Origin of the sequence: Streptomyces monashensis, assembly GCF_001866665.1 — a bacterium.
Taxonomy (GTDB): domain Bacteria; phylum Actinomycetota; class Actinomycetes; order Streptomycetales; family Streptomycetaceae; genus Streptomyces; species Streptomyces monashensis.
On the sequence record NZ_MLYO01000009.1, the window covers coordinates 73,205 to 90,752 of the forward strand.

Here is a 17,548-nt window from a genome sequence, read left to right on the forward strand (position 1 = left end):
AGTGAAGTCACGTCTGAAACTGCTCGGCCTGGTCGCCGCGCCGGCCCTGGTCGCCGCGCCGGCCCTGGTCGCCGCGGTCGTCCCCGCCGCCTATGCCGCGAACGCCCCCCAGCCGCACGCGACGACCCGTGCCGCAGTCGCCGGAGACGTCCTGACCGGACTGAAGCAGAGCGCGGCCCGCACCGGAAACGTCGCGGCGGGCAAGCGGATATCGGTGGCGATCAGCCTGACTCCCAGAGGCGGCACGGCACTTGACGCCTTTGTCGCCAAGGTGAGTGATCCGCGGTCGAGCTCCTACGGCCACTACCTCACGAAGCGCCAGTTCGCCGCCCGCTTCGGCCGGACCGACTCCGAGATCAAGCAGCTCACGGACTACCTGCGCGCCCAGGGGCTGACCGTGGGCACCGTCCACTCGGGCAACCTGCTGGTCGATGCCGGCGGCACCGCCGCCCAGGTGGAGAAGGCCTTCGGCACCAGGCTGTCGACCTGGAAGGACGCCAGGACGGGGCGTTCCTTCTACGCCAACGACAGCGCGCCCACGCTGCCGGCCTCGATCGCCTCCCTCGTCGGCGACGTGGCGGGTCTCAACAACCGCGTCCAGCTGCACCACCAGGCCACGCCGCACACCGTCAGCCCCCACAACGGCCCCGGCGGCGGCTACACCCCGGCCCAGCTCAAGGGCGGCTACAACGTCTCCGGTACGTACACCGGCAGCGGCCAGAAGATCGCGCTGCTGGAGTTCGACGGCTTCCAGCAGTCCAACATCACCGCGTACGACAGCCACTACGGCCTGGGTTCGCCCACCCCCACCGTGCAGAAGGTGGACGGCGGCTCCGGTGCGCTCGGCGACGGCCAGGTCGAGGTCGAGCTGGACATCGAGGTCCTGCACGCGATCGCCCCCAAGGCGAACGTCACGGTCTTCGAGGGCCCCAACTCCGACGCGGGCGAGATCGACACCTACCAGGCCATCGTCGACAGCGGCATCCCGACCACCTCGATCAGCTGGGGTGCCGCCGAGAGCGCCCGCACCACGTCCGGTATCAACGCGGTGGACGCCGTCTTCAAGGCCGGCGCCGCCCAGGGCCTCGGCTTCTACGCGGCCTCCGGCGACAGCGGCTCCGACGACGCGGGCGACGGCGGCACCTCCGTCGACTACCCGGCCAGTGACCCGTACGTCACCGGCGTCGGCGGCACCCAGCTGACCGTCACCTCGTCCAACGCCTGGAGCAAGGAGGTGGCCTGGTCCGGAGGCGGTGGCGGCAAGTCCTCCGTCTTCAAGATCCCCAGCTGGCAGACCGCGGTGCAGAAGAGCGCCGGCGGCGGCTACCGCCAGGTCCCGGACGTCTCGGCCCACGCCAACCCGAGCCCCGGCGTCTCGATCTACTCGCAGGGCTCCTGGACCTCGGTCGGCGGCACCAGCGCCGCCGCGCCCGAGTGGGCGGCGTTCGGCGCGCTGTACAACCAGCAGGCCGCGGCGGCGGGCAAGGCCAAGCTCGGCTTCGCCGACCCCGCCCTCTACTCGGCGAGCGGGACCGGCTTCCACGACATCACCAGCGGCAGCAACGGAGCCTACTCCGCCGGCACGGGCTGGGACTTCACCACCGGCTGGGGTTCGTACAACGCCTCGACACTGGCGAGCAAGCTGCTCGGCTGACCCCCCCGGCGGCCGACGACCGAACAGGGCGCGGGCAGGGGGTGATCCCCCTGCCCGCGCCGCGGCGTGACGTGCCGAAGCCGCCGAGGTCCACGGCCGGCCGTGCCGGTGCCGGACGGTGAGCGGTCAGGTCAGGTCGAGCTCCAGTACGGTGACCGAGAGCGGAGGCACGGTACCGGTGAAGGACGCTGCCGCGCCGGTGACGGTGCTCGTCCTGGGCACCAACGTGTCCGGTTCCGTCAGCGTGTTGGTGCTGGTGCGCGAGGTGCCGGTCAGGACCGTCGCGGTGGCATGCCTCCTGACCCCCTTGGCCAGCCCCTTCAGTTCGACCGGCACGCTCACCTTCTCCGTCCCGCAGTTGACGAGGGCGAGGTGGAGGCGGTTCCCGGAACGGGTGGCCACGGTGGCGAGGCCGGGCAGCGCACGGGCGGTGGCGGGCAGCACCGTGTCGCCGAGCCTGCTCGTCAGCATGTGCTGTGCCCAGTAGCTGGGGGACGCGTAGCTGGTGAGGTTGTCGTAGGCGATCAGGTTCGTGGCCCAGACGTTGTTCCTGACGTGCGAGAAGAGCGGCGCGTAGCACTCCATGAGGACCTGGTCGGAGTTGCGGATCAGTCCGGCCAGCCAAGCGGCGTCGCCGAGCGCCGCGTTGAGGTCGGGGGTGGGGCGGCCCTCCTGCGCCGCCCACTCCCCGACGAACACCTTCGTGGAATTGCGGTCCCGGTTGTCGTACTTATGGGTGGAGGCCTGGGCGGCGGACGGCGCGAGGTAGTAGTGCTCGTCGATCAGGTCCGGCGTGCGGCTCGTCACGGGCGTCGTGGCGATCAGCTTCAGGTGCGGGTACTTCGCCTTGATCGCGTCGTGGAAGGCCGCGAACCGCTCGTCGTACGACCCCGAGGAGTCGAACCAGTCCTCGTTGCCGATCTCCACGAACTCCAGCGGGAAGGGCGTCGGATGTCCGTCGGCGGCACGTCGTGCGCCCCAGGTGCTGGTGACGGGGCCGGTGACGTACTCGATCTCGTCGAGTGCGTCCTGGACGAACGGGGCCAGCGCGTCGCCGGTGACGTGTTCGCCCTTGAGCGAGTAGCCGGCGTAGACGGCGAGGACCGGCTGGGCGTGCATGTCCTCGACCCATTCCAGGTATTCGAGGAGTCCGAGGCCGTCGGTGGACCAGTAGCCCCAGGCGTCGTCCATGTGGCCCGGGCGCTCCCACACCGGGCCGATGGTGTTCTTCCAGTTGAACCGTGTCGCGATGGTGTTGCCCTCGACGAAGTTTCCGCCCGGGAAGCGCAGGAACTTCGGCTTCAGAGCGACCAGTTTGTCCATCAGGTCGATGCGCAGGCCGTTGGGCCGGCCGTGGTAGGTGGGCGGGAAGAGGGACACGTGCTGGAGCCACAGGGACTCGCCCGCGGCGGCGGGGTCGGCCGTGGTGACGGTCAGCCGCGCGTCCCCGGCCACAGGGGTGCGCGGACCGGTCCGCAGGGTCAGCTCGAACGGGCGGCCGGGAAAGGCGGTGCCGATGTGGGGCACGTGGGCGGAGGCGTACACCGTGGCGCCGTCCGCCGACTCGATGGCCACCGTGAGCGGGCCGATACGTCGCGACGCCTTGGCGAACAGCCGGGCGGTGTAGGCGGTTCCGGGCCGCACCGGTATGCCCCAGAAGCCGTCGTTGGCGACGCCGGCCCGGTCTGCGGGCCCCGTGCTGCCCGGTATTTCGACCTTGAGGGAGCGGTTGAGCGCGGTGTTGAGCGGGTTGGCGGTGTCGAGTGCGAGGGTCGCGTGGCCGACGGCGGACCAGTGGACGGGCGTGGAGTCGCTCGCCATCATCGAGCGGTTCTGCACCAGTTCGGCGTAGATGCCGCCCTCGCCGGAGTGGTTGATGTCCTCGAACATCAAACCCGGGAGGACGGGGGACACGGCGTGCGCGGGGTTGCCGACGTCCACGCTCAGCAAGGGCGTCGTGGTCTCCACCGGGACCCCGGCCAGCGCGGCGATCTGGTCGGGGGTGAGGGCGGACGGGAACATCCACACGTCGTCGATGAGGCCGTGCCACTGGTCGACGTGTCCACCGCCGTAGAGCGCACGGCCGACGGCGGTGTCGCCGCTGCCGGCCCAGCCCGCGCTGTAGGCGGTCTCGCCCTCCAGTACGCCGTTGACGTAGAGGCGGATGACGCCGGCGGTCGGGTCGCTGACGCCGGCCAGGTGGGTCCAGGTGCCGGTGGCGGGTGCCGAGGCGGCGGCCGCCACCGCGGCGTTCTGCGTGGCGTCCGAGCCCAGCCGGGCGAAGGCGTAGGTGCCGGTGTCGTCGCGCAGTCCCAGGTAGAAGGAGCTGACGACCTTGCCGTCGATGCTGACGGCGGTCTGGTAGCCGCCGAGTTGTGCGAGGTTGACCCAGGCGCCCACCGAGAAGGCCTTGGAGGTGTCGAGGGCCGGCCCCGACGCCGTGGCGGTGCCGCCTGCCGTGAGGCTCAGGCTGTGTGCGCCGGCCTTGCCGGTGCCCCAGCCCGCCGCGCCCTGGAGCGTCGCGGTGCGACCGTTGCCGGAGGAGTCGGCGGCGGAGGTGCCGGAGCCCTCGTCGAAGGTCCAGTGGGCGGCCGCGGCGGGGAGGTCCGCGGCGGTGGCGTCTGCGGTCGTGCCGGTGAGGTCGGCGGCCCCGGCGGGAGCGGCGGCGAACGTCGCCGCGAGGGGGGCGGCGCCCAAGGCGGTGAGGACGGTTCTGCGGGGCACTCCGGCTTCTGAAGGCATGCGGCCCATTCCTTCGTTCGATATCCCGTACATCGGTCGATACTTCGAGCAGCAGGGATCTTAGGGTGTCGGCGAGTCCCGTCAACACCCCTGTACGCAATGCTTTTTCAGGCCTCGTCGCCCCCGCAGCTCCCAAAAGCCAATGCTGTTCGGGGTCTTGCGTCACCCTCGCCGACCCGCGACACTCCTCACGCCAACAGATTCGCACATAATTCAAACCTCTGAAGCCACAAGTTCTGGTGCAAGTGGTTGGTATTCGGGGGGCGATCAGCTTGCTGGAGGACCAGATGAAGGCTCACGGCCCGGGTCGCCGGGCAGCCAGACGTCGCTTGTCGGTCGCTGCGACCCTCGCCCTGGTGTGCGGAGCGGGCATCGGCGCGCAGCCCGCGGCGGGCGCCGCCGCAGCGTCCTCCGCCGCGCCCGCCGCGGTCTCCCCCGCGGCACACTCGGTGACGTACGACGGCTACTCGTTCATGATCGACGGGAAGCGGACGTACCTGTGGTCGGGAGAGTTCCACTACTTCCGGCTGCCCAGCCAGGCCCTCTGGCTCGACACGCTGCAGAAGATGAAGGCGGCGGGCTTCAACGCGGTGTCGCTGTACTTCGACTGGGGCTACCACTCCCCGGCACCCGGCGTCTACGACTTCACCGGCGTCCGCGACGTGGACAAGCTCCTCGACATGGCCAACGACCTGGGCATCTATGTCATCGCCCGGCCGGGCCCGTACATCAACGCCGAAGTCGACGGCGGCGGCTTCCCCGGCTGGCTGTCCACCAAGGCCGGCAACACCCGCACCTCCGACCCGGAGTACCTGAAGTACAGCGACGAGTGGCAGACGCGGATCGACGCGATCATCAAGCGCCACCAGCTCACCAACGGCACCGGCTCGGTCATCGAGTACCAGGTGGAGAACGAGTACTACCACGGCTCGGCGGCCGGCCGTACCTACATGAAGCACCTGGAGGACAAGGCGAAGGCCGACGGCATCACGGTGCCGCTGGTCGGCAACAACAACGGCACCTTCAACTCCGGTGACGCCGCCCTGGACGTGGACGCCGCCGACTCCTATCCGCAGGGCTTCAACTGCTCCGATCCCACCAAGTGGAACGGCGTTCCCGACATCAGCTACGACCATGCGGCCGGAAAGCCGCTGGCGACCGCCGAGTTCCAGGGCGGTGCCTTCGACCCGTGGGGCGGCCCCGGCTACGACAAGTGCGCCCAGCTCATCAACGACCGGTTCGCCGACGTGTTCTACAAGCAGAACATCGCGGTCGGCGCGACCTCGCAGAGCTTCTACATGACCTACGGCGGCACCAACTGGGGCTGGCTGGGCATGCCGGAGAACTACACCTCCTACGACTACGGCGCCGCCATCCGCGAGACCCGCCAACTCGACCCCAAGTACGACCAGGACAAACTGATCGGCTACTTCACCCATGCCGTCAGCCCCCTGACCAAGACCGACGCGCTGCCCGCCACACCCACCGACAACGCGAAGATCGTCGACACCGCGCGCGCCAACCCCGACACCGGAACGCAGTTCCACGTCCTGCGGCACGCCGACTCCACCGCCACCAGCAGCGACAGCGCCCATGTGACGATCGACCTCGGCGCCCACTCCGGCTACACCTACGACGATCCGGACAAGGCCCTCACGTACACCGGCAGTTGGTCGCACGTCGGCGCGGAACAGAACTACACCGGCGGCGACTACCAGCACACCGAGTCGTTCTCGAACTCCGCCGGCGACACCGTGTCCGTGCCCTTCACCGGCACCGGCGTGAAGTGGATCAGCAACCTCGACACCAACCACGGCATCGCCGATGTCTACCTCGACGGCACCAAGGTCAAGACGGTCGACACCTACGGCGCGTCCAAGCAGAACCAGTACGTGGCCTACCGGGCGAGCGGCCTCGCCAAGGGGCCGCACACCCTGAAGATCGTGGTGACCGGCACCAAGGACGCCGCCGCCACCGGCGCTTTCGTGACGGTCGACGCCGTCGACGTGACCACCGGCCCCGCCTCCACGGCGCCCGTCTACACCGTCCCGCAGCAGCCCGGCACCGCCCTCGCCCTGGACGGCCGCGAGTCCTCGATCATCGTCGCGAACTACGACCTGGGCGGCAGCCGCCTCCAGTACTCCACCTCGCAGATCATGACCAACGCCACCATCGCCGGACGGGATGTCGCGGTGCTCTACGGCGACCACGGCTCGGACGGCGAAACGGTCCTGCACTACGCGTCCAGGCCGACGGTGACCTCCACGGGCGGCACCGTCGACTCCACCTGGGACCCGGCCACCGGCGACCTGCGCCTGAACTACCGGCACACCGGCCTGACCCGGGTCACCGTCACCGCGGGCTCCCACCCGCTGCTCCTGCTGCTCGCCGACACCGCGACCGCCAAGACCTTCTGGCGGCAGGACACCGCGGCCGGCCCGGTCCTGGTCCGCGGCACCCACCTGCTGCGCGGAGCGGAGTCCACCGGGACCACCCTGCGCCTGACCGGCGACACCGGCAGCGACGGTTCGGTCGAGGTCTTCGCCGACGCCGACTCCCTGACCTGGAACGGCACACCGGTCCGCACGACGTCCTCGGCGGACGGCAGCCTCACCGGCACCGTACCCACCGCAGCCCCCGTCACCCTGCCGGCCCTGACCGGCTGGAAGCACATGCAGGAGTCCCCCGAGGCACAGCGCGGCTTCGACGACTCCACCTGGCAGGTGGCCGACAGGACCACCACCCACAGCACCACACAACCAGGCAGCCTCCCCGTGCTGTTCGCCGACGACTACGGCTTCCACACCGGCAGCACCTGGTACCGCGGCAGGTTCACCGGCACCGGCAAGGAGACCGGCATCACCCTGGCCACGCAGAGCGGCGGCCGGGCCGCGGCCTCCTCGGTCTGGCTCAACGGCACCTTCCTCGGCAGCTCCACCGCCGACGGCCAGAAGACCTACGGCTTCCCGGCCGGAGCGGTCAAGGCCGGCGGCGACAACGTGATATCCGTGCTGACGGTCAACATGGGCCACGAGGAGGACTACGACGAGTCCAACGGCGACAAGGCCGCCCGCGGCCTGACCGGCGCCCTCCTCGACGGCAACCCGCTGAACACGGTCACCTGGCGGCTGCAGGGCGTCCGCGGCGGCGAAACCCCCGTCGACACGGTACGCGGCCCGCTGGCCACCGGCGGCCTGTACGGCGAACGGGCCGGCTGGATGCTGCCCGGCTTCCCCACCGGCAGCTGGACCCCGACCGCCCTCCCCACCACCGACACCACCCCCGGCGTCTCCTGGTACACCACCGACGCCGCCCTCGACCTGCCCAAGGGACAGGACACCTCGCTCGGCCTGACCATCACCGACGACCCGTCGCGCAAGTACCGCGCCGAGATCTACGTCAACGGCTGGGACATGGGCAACTACGTCAACTACCTCGGCCCGCAGCACAGCTTCCCCGTCCCCGCCGGCATCCTGAACCCGAACGGGAACAACCGGATAGCCATCGCCGTATGGAACCTGGACGGCTCCACCGGCGGCCTCGGCAAGGTCGCGCTGACCGACTACGGAAGCTACGCCTCCTCGCTGAGGGTCCCGCAGAACGACAGCCCGCGCTACGACCGGACGCGGTACGCCATGCCTGCCGCGCCGGGCGCGCGCCTCACCCTGAACGCGCCCGGGTCGGCCGGCGCCGGACAGCACCTCACCGCCACCGCGACCTTCCACGTGCCCGCCGGTGCTCCCACGGCCTCCGGCGTGACGGCGCACCTCACCGCACCCGACGGCTGGACGGTCTCCCCGAAGCCCGCACCCACCACTGCCCAGCGGATCGCCCCCGGCACCTCGGTGACCTTCAGCTGGAAGGTCACCACGCCCGCCGGCATGGCGAAGACCACCGCGCTCAAGGCCACGGCCACGTTCGTCCAGCGCCACCGGTCCGCCACCGCCACCGACGAACGGATCGTCGCCGCCGTCCCGCCCCCGCCGCCCGCCGGGACCGACCAGGTCAGCGACCTGCCGTTCCTGTCGGCCAGCAACGGCTGGGGCCCGGTCGAACGCGACCAGAGCGTCGGCGGCACCGCGGCGAACGACGGCACACCGCTCAAACTCGGCGGCACCGTCTACGCCAAGGGCCTGGGCACCAACTCCCCCAGCGACGTCCTGGTCTACCTCGCCGGACGGTGCAGCAGGTTCACCGCGACCGTGGGCGTCGACAACGGTGACCCCGGCACCGTCACCTTCTCCGCCCTCCTCGACGGCAAGGTGCTCACCACCACCCCTGTCCTCGACGGCAAGTCCGCGCCCGTCACCCTCGACGTCCCCGTCACCGGCGGGCAGGTCCTCGACCTGTCCGTGGGGGACGGCGGCGACGGCAACGGCAACGACCACGGCGACTGGGCGAACCCGGCGCTGACCTGCGGATGACCCCGGGATGAAGTGGTGCGCCGGGTGCCGGACAACCGGCGCACCACCGAGCCGCAGCCCCCGGGGATGCAGTCGCGTGCGCCGCCGGGCAGGGCGGCGATACACGCCACGTTCCCACCTTCCGGACGAGCCCGGCTCACCCCGGTGCTCTCCAGTCCGCTCCGCCTCGTCCCCGGTCGGCCGGCCCGTCTGTCCGGCAGGTGGGCGGTGATTGACGGCGGTGGGGGTGGCTGCTGCAATGGCGGCATGTTCTCCGCGACGTTCCTGGTGATCCGGGCGCACATCGACTTCGGTCGGGTGTGGTCCGCCGCGTGTCGCTGACCGCGTGTCCCCTGCGTCAGAATCCGTCCGTATCGTCCCGGAGTCCGTCATGCCCGACCCCACCCCCGGTGTGCCTGTTCGCGTGGACCCGCGTGGGCCGCGCTTCGCCGCCGTGCTCACGACCCTCGTTCTGCTTCTGGTCCTGCTCACCGGCAGCGGCGTGCTGCTCGCGGCGCAGGCCGTCGTCTTCGCTCTTGGCGCGGTGGCGGGACTGCGCTGGTCCCCGTACGGCTGGCTCTACCGTCGGCTGGTGCGGCCCCGCCTCGGGCCGCCGCGGGAACTCGAGGACGAGCGGCCCCCGCGGTTCGCGCAGGCGGTCGGTCTGGGCTTCGCGGTCGTCGGTGCGGCGGGGTACTTGTCCGGTGTCACCTGGCTCGGCATCGCCGCGAGCGCGGCGGCGCTCGCGGCGGCCTTCCTGAACGCCGCCTTCGGCTACTGCCTGGGCTGCGAGCTCTACCTGCTCGCGGTCCGCAGCCGGGCCCGGCTGAGCAACGGATGAGGCGGCCGTGAGCGATCCGACCGGGCTGATCGTGGCCGCCGTCGCGCTCACGGCCGCGACCGTCTTCGGGCTGCTCCGCGCCCGTCGCGACGGCAGGCTCCGCGACGGTGGCCGGGGCGACGCCCTGCGGTTGTCCTCCGGTGAGCTGGGTGCGGCACTCGGCGAGAGGGCGACGTTGGTGCAGTTCTCGACAGCCCTGTGCGCGACCTGCCCCGGCACCCGGCGGCTGCTGGCCGGCGTGGCCGCCGAGACGCCCGGTGTGCGCCATGTGGAGATCGACGCCGAGACGCGGCTCGACCTGGTCCGTCGCGTCGAGGTGATGCGCACGCCGACCGTGCTCGTCCTCGACCGCGCCGGTCGGGTCGTGCGCCGCGCCTCCGGTGCGCCGACCCGGGCCGATGTGGTGTCTGCGGTGGAGCTGGCCACGGCGGACTGAACGTTCGCTTTCGCCTGTGAGGTGCGTCGTGCCCTGCGCCTTCGAGCAGGTGTCGTCATCCCGGCGGGCCTGGTGGAGGGGATGTGGCGGAGCCTCGATGTCCCACCATCCACGATGTCTGAGCGTCGCCGCGCCGCACCCGTCACCCTGGCCCGTTCTTCCCAGGGCTCGGCGGCGAGCCGGCTGGCTGTGCCGACTCCTGACACCGGTCCTCGCTGTCAGGCCTGACGGGCGTAGGACGCGAGGCGATCGGCGAGCGCTACGACGAGGTCACGCAGTTCATCGGGGCGCTCGATGACGAACGGCCGGTCGAGTGAGGCGAGTGTCCGAGGCAGCCAGTCGAGCTGCTGCGCCCGCAGTTCGACGCGCAGCCAGCGCTCGGCCGCCGGGTCCTGGCCGGCCGCAGGCTCGTGCTCCTCCAGGATCGCGACGCCGCCGGGGAGGTGCGCGCGGACCTGCTCAACTGTCCCGTGGATCCGCAAGGTCACCTCAGCCCGCACTCCGCGCTCGGAGGCCGGCCACCCGTCAGCACCTCGACTGGCGCGCCACGCGGTAGCGGAGGCAGACGACGCGCGAGCTGAAGGTGCGGGTCTCGACGAGTTCGAGATCCACCCGGCGCTCATGCCGGGGGAAGAACGGAATGCCCCCGCCGACCAGCACCGGGTAGACCCTGGGCCGGTACTCGTCGATCAGACCCAACGCGGCCGCCTCGGCGGCGAGGGTCGCGCCGCCGATCGCGATGTCGCCTTCTCCCGGCTCGGCTCGCAACCGCTCGATCTCCTGCGCCAGGCCGCCGGAGGCCAGCCGGGCATTGCCCCGGACCGCCGACAACGTGGTGGAGAACACCACCTTGGGGAGCCGTTTCCAGATCGCGGCGAACTCGAGCGTGGAGAAGTCGAGCGACGGGTTCTGGTCGACGGTCTCCCAGTACAGCATCGTCTCGTACAGCCGTCGTCCCAACAGGTGGACGCCGACCTCTCTCACCTCGTCGGTGGCGAAGCGAAAGACCTCCTCGTCGGGCGGCGTCCAGCCGAAGTCGCCGTCCGGCCCGACGATGTAGCCGTCCAGTGAGACGCCCATCGAATAGGTCACGCTGCGCATCACGGATCCTCCTCGGCAACGGGTTCGACAGTACGACTGCCGGACGCCGCGGGGCTCATCGCGACTCGCTCAATCCCCTGGGCCGAGTCACCCTCGGGCCGTACGTGGCCGGGGGAACCGACCGTCGGCGTCGGTGTGGTCGGTCAGCGATCGGTCCGGGACCACTTCTCGTCCGCGGCGCCGTTGCAGGTGTACTGGATCATGCCGCCCCGTTGGCGAGACGGGAGGCCGGGCCCATGCACTTGCCGGAGTAGGTGGTGCGCAGGAAGTAGGCGCGAGCGCCGTCGGAGTCGGTGGTGTTCTCGAAGAGCCAGTGTTCGTCCAGGGCCTCGTCCTCCTTCCTGCAGCCCCACTGGATGACCTTCGACCCGTTGTCGATCTTGCTGCCCGCGCCGGCGCACAGGGCGTTGGGGAAGGTACTGCTCGACGATCGGCATCGGCTTCTTCGACTTCGGCCACGGCCGGACTCGTCAGCTCTGGTCGAAGTGGCTGTCCCTGCCGCCCCGTTGTACCAGTCGCCCCGTCTCGGCGGCTTCGGCCCGTGGCATGAGGGTCCAGGTGCCGTCGGTGCGGTGCAGGGCGGCGGAGTGCCAGGGAGTGGTCCACGCGTCCGGGGCGTCGAGGAGGCGGACGCCGAATTTCGGGGCGCCGATGGGTTGGGGGTGGATGGAGAGACGTACGGCGCGGGGGTGGTGTTCGGCGATCAGGGTGCCCCAGGCGCGGCTGCGCTGGATGACGCCATAGGCCCGTTGCCGACATGCGCGTTGGAGGGCGGAGCGGGTGCCGGTCCAGTCGGCGGTGTCCTCGACGAGGAAGCGGGTGATGCCCCGGTAGAGGGCGAGGGCCTGGTCGTCGGAGCGGGTCTCGGCGCGGAGGGCCTCCAGGGTGGGGGCGTGGCGCTCGTGGATGTGGGCGCGTTTCGTGTCGTGCGGGAGATCGCCGAGGACGTCGCGGAGATCGAAGACGGACAGTCTGTGCAGGCCCATCCGGCCTATCTGCATGCGTAGGTCGTCGGCGTAGGCGTCGATGTGGTCGTCGGGGACGCCGATGAGGTCGCCGAAGACGTGGCCGTCGGAACAGATGATCACGCGGGCGCCGGGTGGGTAGATCCGCTCGATCTCGGTGCACAGGGTGTTCAGGAAGGTCAGGGAGAGGCGTTCGCCCTGGTCGGGGAGGTGGCCGAGGACCTTGGCGGGGTTCGGGGACTTGCAGGGGAAGCCGGGCAGCGTGAAGACGATGGGAGCGCCCTCGCGTACGAAGTCGGAGATGCGGCGCAGCTGGTGCGGGAACGCTTCCGCGGGAACGGGGACGCGCTCGGTCGTGCGGTGGTGGGGCAGGAGCAGGTTCAGGATCTCGGTGGCGGTGCGCGTGGGGAGGGTGTCCGGTGCGGTGGTCAAGGGCATGTCGTTCCTCCTGGGGTACGAGGACGTACGGGGACGTACGGGGGCACGTCGACATGGCGCCGTGGCAGGAGTGGAGGCCAGGCGCCTGGGGTCGGTGGGCGTGGGTCAGCCGGGACCGGGTCGGCCGGCGTGGGCCGACCCGGTCAGCGATGTCCCGGTGTCAGAGGCGGCGGTCGTAGCCGACGGGCAGGTGGTTGGTGCCCCGGCCGAGGACGGCCGGGATCCACTCGATGTCCTCGTCTGCGAGGGCCGGACGGAGGCCGGGCAGTCGGGCGAGCAGGGTGCCGAGGGCGAGCTGGAGTTCGGCGCGGGCCAGGGCGGCACCCGGGCAGAAGTGGATGCCGTGGCCGAAGGCGAGGTGCGGGTTGGGCGAGCGGTCGAAGTCCAGGGTGTCCGGGGCCGGGAAGCGGCGCGGGTCGCGGTTGGCGGCGCACAGGGAGACGATCACCGAGTCGCCGCCGGGGACGCGTGTGCCGTGCAGGTCGCTGTCCTTGTCGAAGAAGCGCCAGGTGGTCAGCTCGAAGGCGCTGTCGTAGCGGAGGAGTTCCTCGACGGCGCCGGGCAGCAGGTCCGGATTGTCGCGCAGGCGGGCGAGCTGGTCCGGGTTGCGGAAGAGGGCGATCAGGGCGGTGGTGATCTGGTTGGTGACCGGCTCCTGGCCCGCGACGAGGAGCTGGAAGATCATCGAGTCCAGCTCCTCCTGGGACAGTTCGCGCCGGTCGCGGGCCGCGACGAGGCGGCTGAGCAGGTCGTCGTCCCCGTGCTCGCGCTTGTGGGTGACGACGGCGGCGATGTAGCTCTGGAGGCCGTGCAGGCGGGCCTCGTAGCGGGGGCGTCCGGGGTCGGTGGGGCCGACCGGCTGGACGACCTTGCCCCAGTCGCGGTCGAAGCGGGCCGCGAGTTGCCGGGGAAGGCCGATGACTTCGGCGAGGACCTGGAAGGGGAAGTGGGCGGCGAAGCCGGTGACGAGGTCGGCGGGGCCGTGCTCGGGCAGGGCGTCGACGAGCGCGTCGGCCAGTTCCTGGAAGCGGGGGCGCAGGCTGTCGATGCGGCGCGGGGTGAACGCGTCGGTGACGAAGCGCCGCATGTGCGTGTGCTTCGGCGGGTCCTGGTGGAGCAGGTGCACCTGGAGCTGGGAGTGCTGCGGCTCGGGCATGATCGAGGCGCGGGCGCGCCAGCGGTCGTTGCCGCGGTCGTGGTTCTTGCCGAGGCGGTCGTCGTTCAGCGCGGTGTGGGCGGCGTCGTAGCCGGTGACGAGCCAGGCCTGGACGCCGCTGGGGAAGAGGACCCGGTGGACGGGGCCGGCCTCGCGCATCTGCTCGTACAGGGGGTAGGGGTCGCTCTTGTAGGGGCAGCCCGTCAGCGGCACCGGGTCGGGCAGGGGTTCATGGGCGTTCCGATGGCTCAACGGTGCTCCTCAGAGGGCGAGTTCGGGCCGGTAGTGGTCCAGCCAGAGGGAGAGGTCGACGACGCGTTCGAGGCGCAGGCGGTGGCCCCACCCCAGTCGCTCGGGCGGGGTGTCGAGGCAGGGCTTGATGCGGGTCTCGTCGGCGAGGGCGCGGACCTGTCCGGTGGCGAGCGCGTCGCGGGCCAGGTTCTGCAGGCCGCGGTTGTAGTCGGGGTGGTGGGTGGCCGGGTAGTGGTTCTTGGGGCGGTGCAGCACCGAGTCCGGGGCGAGGCCGGCGCCCATCGCGCGCAGGAGGCTCTTCTCCCGTCCGTCGAAGCTCTTCAGCGCCCAGGGGGTGGTGAAGGCGTACTCGACGAGCCGGTGGTCGCAGTACGGGACACGGACCTCCAGGCCCTGGACCATGCTGAGGCGGTCCTTGCGGTGCAGGAGTTGGCGCAGCCAGCGGGTCAGGGACAGGTGCTGCATCTCGCGTTGGCGGTGTTCGGCGGGGCTCTCGCCGTCGGTGTGCGGTACGGCGGCCAGGGCGGTGCGGTAGGTGTCGTCGCGGAACTCGGAGATGCGCAGGTCGAGTTCGGGGTTCAGGGGCATGGCGGCCTCGTCGCCCGTCACCAGCAGCCACGGGAAGGTTTCCGCTGCCAGGGCCTTCGGGTTGTGGAACCAGGGGTAGCCGCCGAAGACCTCGTCGGCCGCCTCGCCGGAGAGGGCGACGGTGGAGTGCCGGCGGATCTCGCCGAACAGCAGGTACAGCGAGGTGTCCATGTCGCCGACACCGATGGGTGAGTCACGGGCCACGACGACCGCCTTGCGGTGCCCGGGGTCGAGCAGGGCGCGCGGGTCGAGGACGACGGTGCTGTGGTCGGTGCCGATGTAGGCGCCGGCCTCGGTGGCGTAGGGCGTGTCGTGGCCGGTGCGCAGGACGTCGCCGGTGAACTGTTCCGCCTGGTCGCTGTAGTCGACGGCGTAGGAGCGGATCCGGGCGTCCGGGCCCTCGCGCAGGCGGAGTTCGTCGGCGAGCAGGGCGGTCAGAACGGTGGAGTCGATACCACCCGAGAGCAGGCTGCACAGCGGGACGTCCGCTTCGAGCTGGCTGCGGGCCGCGGCACCGACCAGGGCGCGGATCCGCTCGACGGCCGCGTCCTGGTCGTCGGTGTGGTCGGCGGCCTCCAGCTGCCAGTAGCGGCGTTCACGGATGCCGCCCCGGTCCAGGACGAGCACGCCGCCCGGCTCGACCTCCCTGACGCCGGACCACACGGTCGGGCCGGTGTTGAACAGCAGGCTGTACGCCTCCCGCAGCCCGTCCGCGTCCACCCGGGGCCGGATCTCCGGGTGGGCGAACAGGGCCTTGGGCTCGGAGGCGAAAGCGAGGCCGCCGGCGACGGCCGCCCAGAACAGGGGCTTCACCCCGAGCCGGTCGCGGACCAGGAGCAGCCGCTGGGCGCGCTCGTCCCAGACGGCGAAGGCGAACATGCCCTCCAGGTGCTCGGCCACCGTCTCCCCCCACTCGGCGTACGCCCGCAACACCACCTCGGTGTCACTGCGGGTGCGGAACACATGGCCCCGGCCGCGCAGTTCGCTGCGCAGCTCGTGGTGGTTGTAGACCTCGCCGCTGTAGGTGAGCACGATGCCCGGCTTCTCGGGCCGGTCGGTCATCGGCTGTACGCCGCCTTCGAGGTCGATGACGGCCAGTCGGCGGTGGCCGATCGCGGCCCGCTCGCCGAGCCACACGCCTCCGGCGTCGGGGCCGCGCGGGGTGAGGGCGGCGGTCATGGCCTCGATGACCGGGGCCTGGGTACGGGCGTCGCTGTGGAAGGACGCCCAGCCGGTGATTCCGCACATGGGGACGACTCCTCGGTCAGGGATGGTGGGCGGCGGGAGCCGCGTCGGTGGACATCTCGTGCTCGAGCGCCGGCCCGCGTCCTCGCCGTGCGAGCAGGGGTACGGCGACACAGGCGGCGACCGCCGCCAGGCTCAGCCCGGCCCTCACGCCGTCGTCGCCTCCGGCCAGGCCCCAGGCGGCGGTGGCCAGGGCCGGGCCGAGGGTGAAGCCGAGGCTGCGGGCCAGCTGGACGGATGAGCCCACGGTCGCCGTGCGGTCCGGTGGGGCGGCGCCCATGACGAGGGCCTGGGTGGGGCCGCCGTTGAGGCCCATGCCGAGGCCGGCCAGCGCCAGTCGCCAGGCCACGTCGACCGGCGACCAGTCACCTCCCAGCGGAACGAGGAGGAGCAGACCGGTGGCGGTGAGGGCGGCGCCGGTGACCGCGACCGGCCGGGCCCCGGTGGGGGTCCCCCCGCGCGAGCGGAGCCGAGCGTGGGGGAGGTCGGCGAGGCGACCGCCGACCGGGCCGGCCAGCCCCATGCCGAGCGGGAAGGCGAGCACGGTCAGCCCGGTCGTGGTGGCGCTGACGCCGTCGTCGCGCTGGAGGTGCAGGGCGACGACGTAGTGCATCGCCGCGAAACCGGCCGCCAGCGCCAGCACCGCCGTATGCGCCCGGAGCAGCCCCGTCGCGCGCAGGGCGCCGACGACCGGGCGGCCGCCCGGTCCCCGCAGCCACCACCACGACGGCGGTACGGCGGCGAGCGCGAGCACCAGCCACCCCGGGCTTCCCGGCGCCAGGGTCAGCGCCAGCAGCAGGGCGGCCACCCCGGAACCCACCAGCAGCGCATCCGCCGCCGACCGCCGGTCGGGCAGGCGCAGGCCCCCGTCTCTCGGCATCGCCCTCCACGCCACGACCAGGGCGAGCAGGCAGAACGGGATCTTGACGAGGAAGACGGCGCGCCAGCCCAGGTGGTCCAGCAGGAGTCCGCCCACCGCCGGGCCGGTGACGGCGCCCAGCGGGCCCAGCGTCGCGGGCACGCTCATGGCCCGCCCGCGCAGTTCCGGCCGTACCGAGCGCAGGGCGAGAACCGGCATCAGGACGAAGAGCACGGCACCGAACGCGCCCTGCGCGAGGCGAGCGGTGACCAGCCATGGCGCCCAGGGTGCGGCGGCCGCCAGCGCGCTGCACAGAGCGAAGCCCGCGGTCGCGACCAGCAGGGCGGAGCGCATCCCGGCCCCGTCCAGCCACCGGCCGACAGGCAACAGCAGGGCCACCACGGGCAGTTGATAGCCCAGGACCGCCCACTGGGCGGTCGCGGCGGAGACGTGCAGACCGTCGGCGATGTCCGTCAGGGCCACGTTGACGATGTTCATGTCGAGCATCGCCACGAACGACAGCAGTCCGGCGACGCCAACGAGCAGCCAGCGGTCCTCGCCGCCGACGGATATGCGGCCGGGCTGTGCCGAACCCGGGCTGTGGCCTGTCACCGTTGCCGCCCCTCACGGTCGTGGGTGGGCTGCCGGACGACAGCCTCGTCCCACAAGTCGGGAGGGATCGCACACGAGTTCCCGGGCGCGGCCGGAAATCATGGCGGGCAGGCTGAAACTGCCCCCGCCGGTCAGTCGCGGCTTCAGTCGCGGCGGCCGCCGCGAGAACGGCCACGGTGGCCGCGAGAAGCGGCCCGCGCTGAACACTCCCGCTGCCCGGCGCGTGCCGTACGCCACGCCGACGTCCCGTCCGCGT

Annotated in this window: 10 protein-coding genes and 1 pseudogene; 4 read left to right on the top strand and 7 right to left on the bottom strand. The window is 71.6% G+C overall.

The features are described 5' to 3' along the window. Nucleotide 1: 1 nt before the first annotated feature. Entirely contained in the window at nucleotides 2-1,654 is a 1,653-nt protein-coding gene (locus tag BIV23_RS01755) for a S53 family peptidase (protein WP_079172863.1), read from the top strand. A gap of 126 nt (nucleotides 1,655-1,780) precedes the next feature. Here BIV23_RS01755 and BIV23_RS01760 read toward each other — a convergent pair whose 3' ends face one another. Further along, nucleotides 1,781-4,396, bottom strand: coding sequence for a LamG-like jellyroll fold domain-containing protein (locus tag BIV23_RS01760; RefSeq protein ID WP_079172864.1), 2,616 nt, complete (start codon nucleotides 4,394-4,396; stop codon nucleotides 1,781-1,783). A gap of 329 nt (nucleotides 4,397-4,725) precedes the next feature. Between BIV23_RS01760 and BIV23_RS01765 the strand changes: the two genes are divergently transcribed. From BIV23_RS01765 to BIV23_RS01775, 3 genes are all read left to right on the top strand, one after another. Then, entirely contained in the window at nucleotides 4,726-8,820 is a 4,095-nt protein-coding gene (locus BIV23_RS01765) for a beta-galactosidase (protein WP_342746341.1), read from the top strand. A gap of 370 nt (nucleotides 8,821-9,190) precedes the next feature. Continuing rightward, a complete protein-coding gene (locus BIV23_RS01770) occupies nucleotides 9,191-9,640 on the top strand; it encodes a DUF4395 domain-containing protein (protein WP_071378908.1) in 450 nt (149 codons plus the stop codon). A gap of 7 nt (nucleotides 9,641-9,647) precedes the next feature. Continuing rightward, nucleotides 9,648-10,076, top strand: a complete 429-nt coding sequence (locus BIV23_RS01775; protein ID WP_071378909.1) for a thioredoxin family protein — start codon at nucleotides 9,648-9,650, stop codon at nucleotides 10,074-10,076. Nucleotides 10,077-10,294: 218 nt separating this feature from the next. Here BIV23_RS01775 and BIV23_RS01780 read toward each other — a convergent pair. The 6 genes and pseudogenes from BIV23_RS01780 to BIV23_RS01805 all read right to left on the bottom strand — a co-directional run. Next, nucleotides 10,295-10,666, bottom strand: a pseudogene (locus BIV23_RS01780) (WCX domain-containing protein); the annotation flags it as partial. After that, nucleotides 10,602-11,177 carry a dihydrofolate reductase family protein gene (locus BIV23_RS01785; RefSeq protein WP_071378911.1) on the bottom strand — a complete coding sequence of 192 codons (576 nt, stop codon included), beginning with the start codon at nucleotides 11,175-11,177 and terminating at the stop codon, nucleotides 10,602-10,604. The gene BIV23_RS01785 and the pseudogene BIV23_RS01780, both read right to left, overlap by 65 nt. Before the next feature lie 470 nt (nucleotides 11,178-11,647). Beyond that, on the bottom strand, nucleotides 11,648-12,580 hold the full coding sequence (locus BIV23_RS01790; protein WP_071378912.1) for an L-tyrosine/L-tryptophan isonitrile synthase family protein: 933 nt from the start codon (nucleotides 12,578-12,580) through the stop codon (nucleotides 11,648-11,650). Between the two features lie 160 nt (nucleotides 12,581-12,740). Continuing rightward, the gene (locus tag BIV23_RS01795) at nucleotides 12,741-13,988 is read right to left on the bottom strand and encodes a cytochrome P450 family protein (protein WP_071378913.1); all 1,248 of its coding nucleotides are present in this window, start codon (nucleotides 13,986-13,988) and stop codon (nucleotides 12,741-12,743) included. A 9-nt stretch (nucleotides 13,989-13,997) separates the two neighbouring features. Beyond that, nucleotides 13,998-15,824, bottom strand: a complete 1,827-nt coding sequence (gene asnB / locus BIV23_RS01800) for an asparagine synthase (glutamine-hydrolyzing) (protein ID WP_071378914.1) — start codon at nucleotides 15,822-15,824, stop codon at nucleotides 13,998-14,000. Nucleotides 15,825-15,840: 16 nt separating this feature from the next. Further along, complete coding sequence (locus tag BIV23_RS01805; RefSeq protein ID WP_071378915.1) at nucleotides 15,841-17,292, bottom strand: MFS transporter; 1,452 nt, start codon at nucleotides 17,290-17,292, stop codon at nucleotides 15,841-15,843. Between the last annotated feature and the right edge of the window lie 256 nt (nucleotides 17,293-17,548).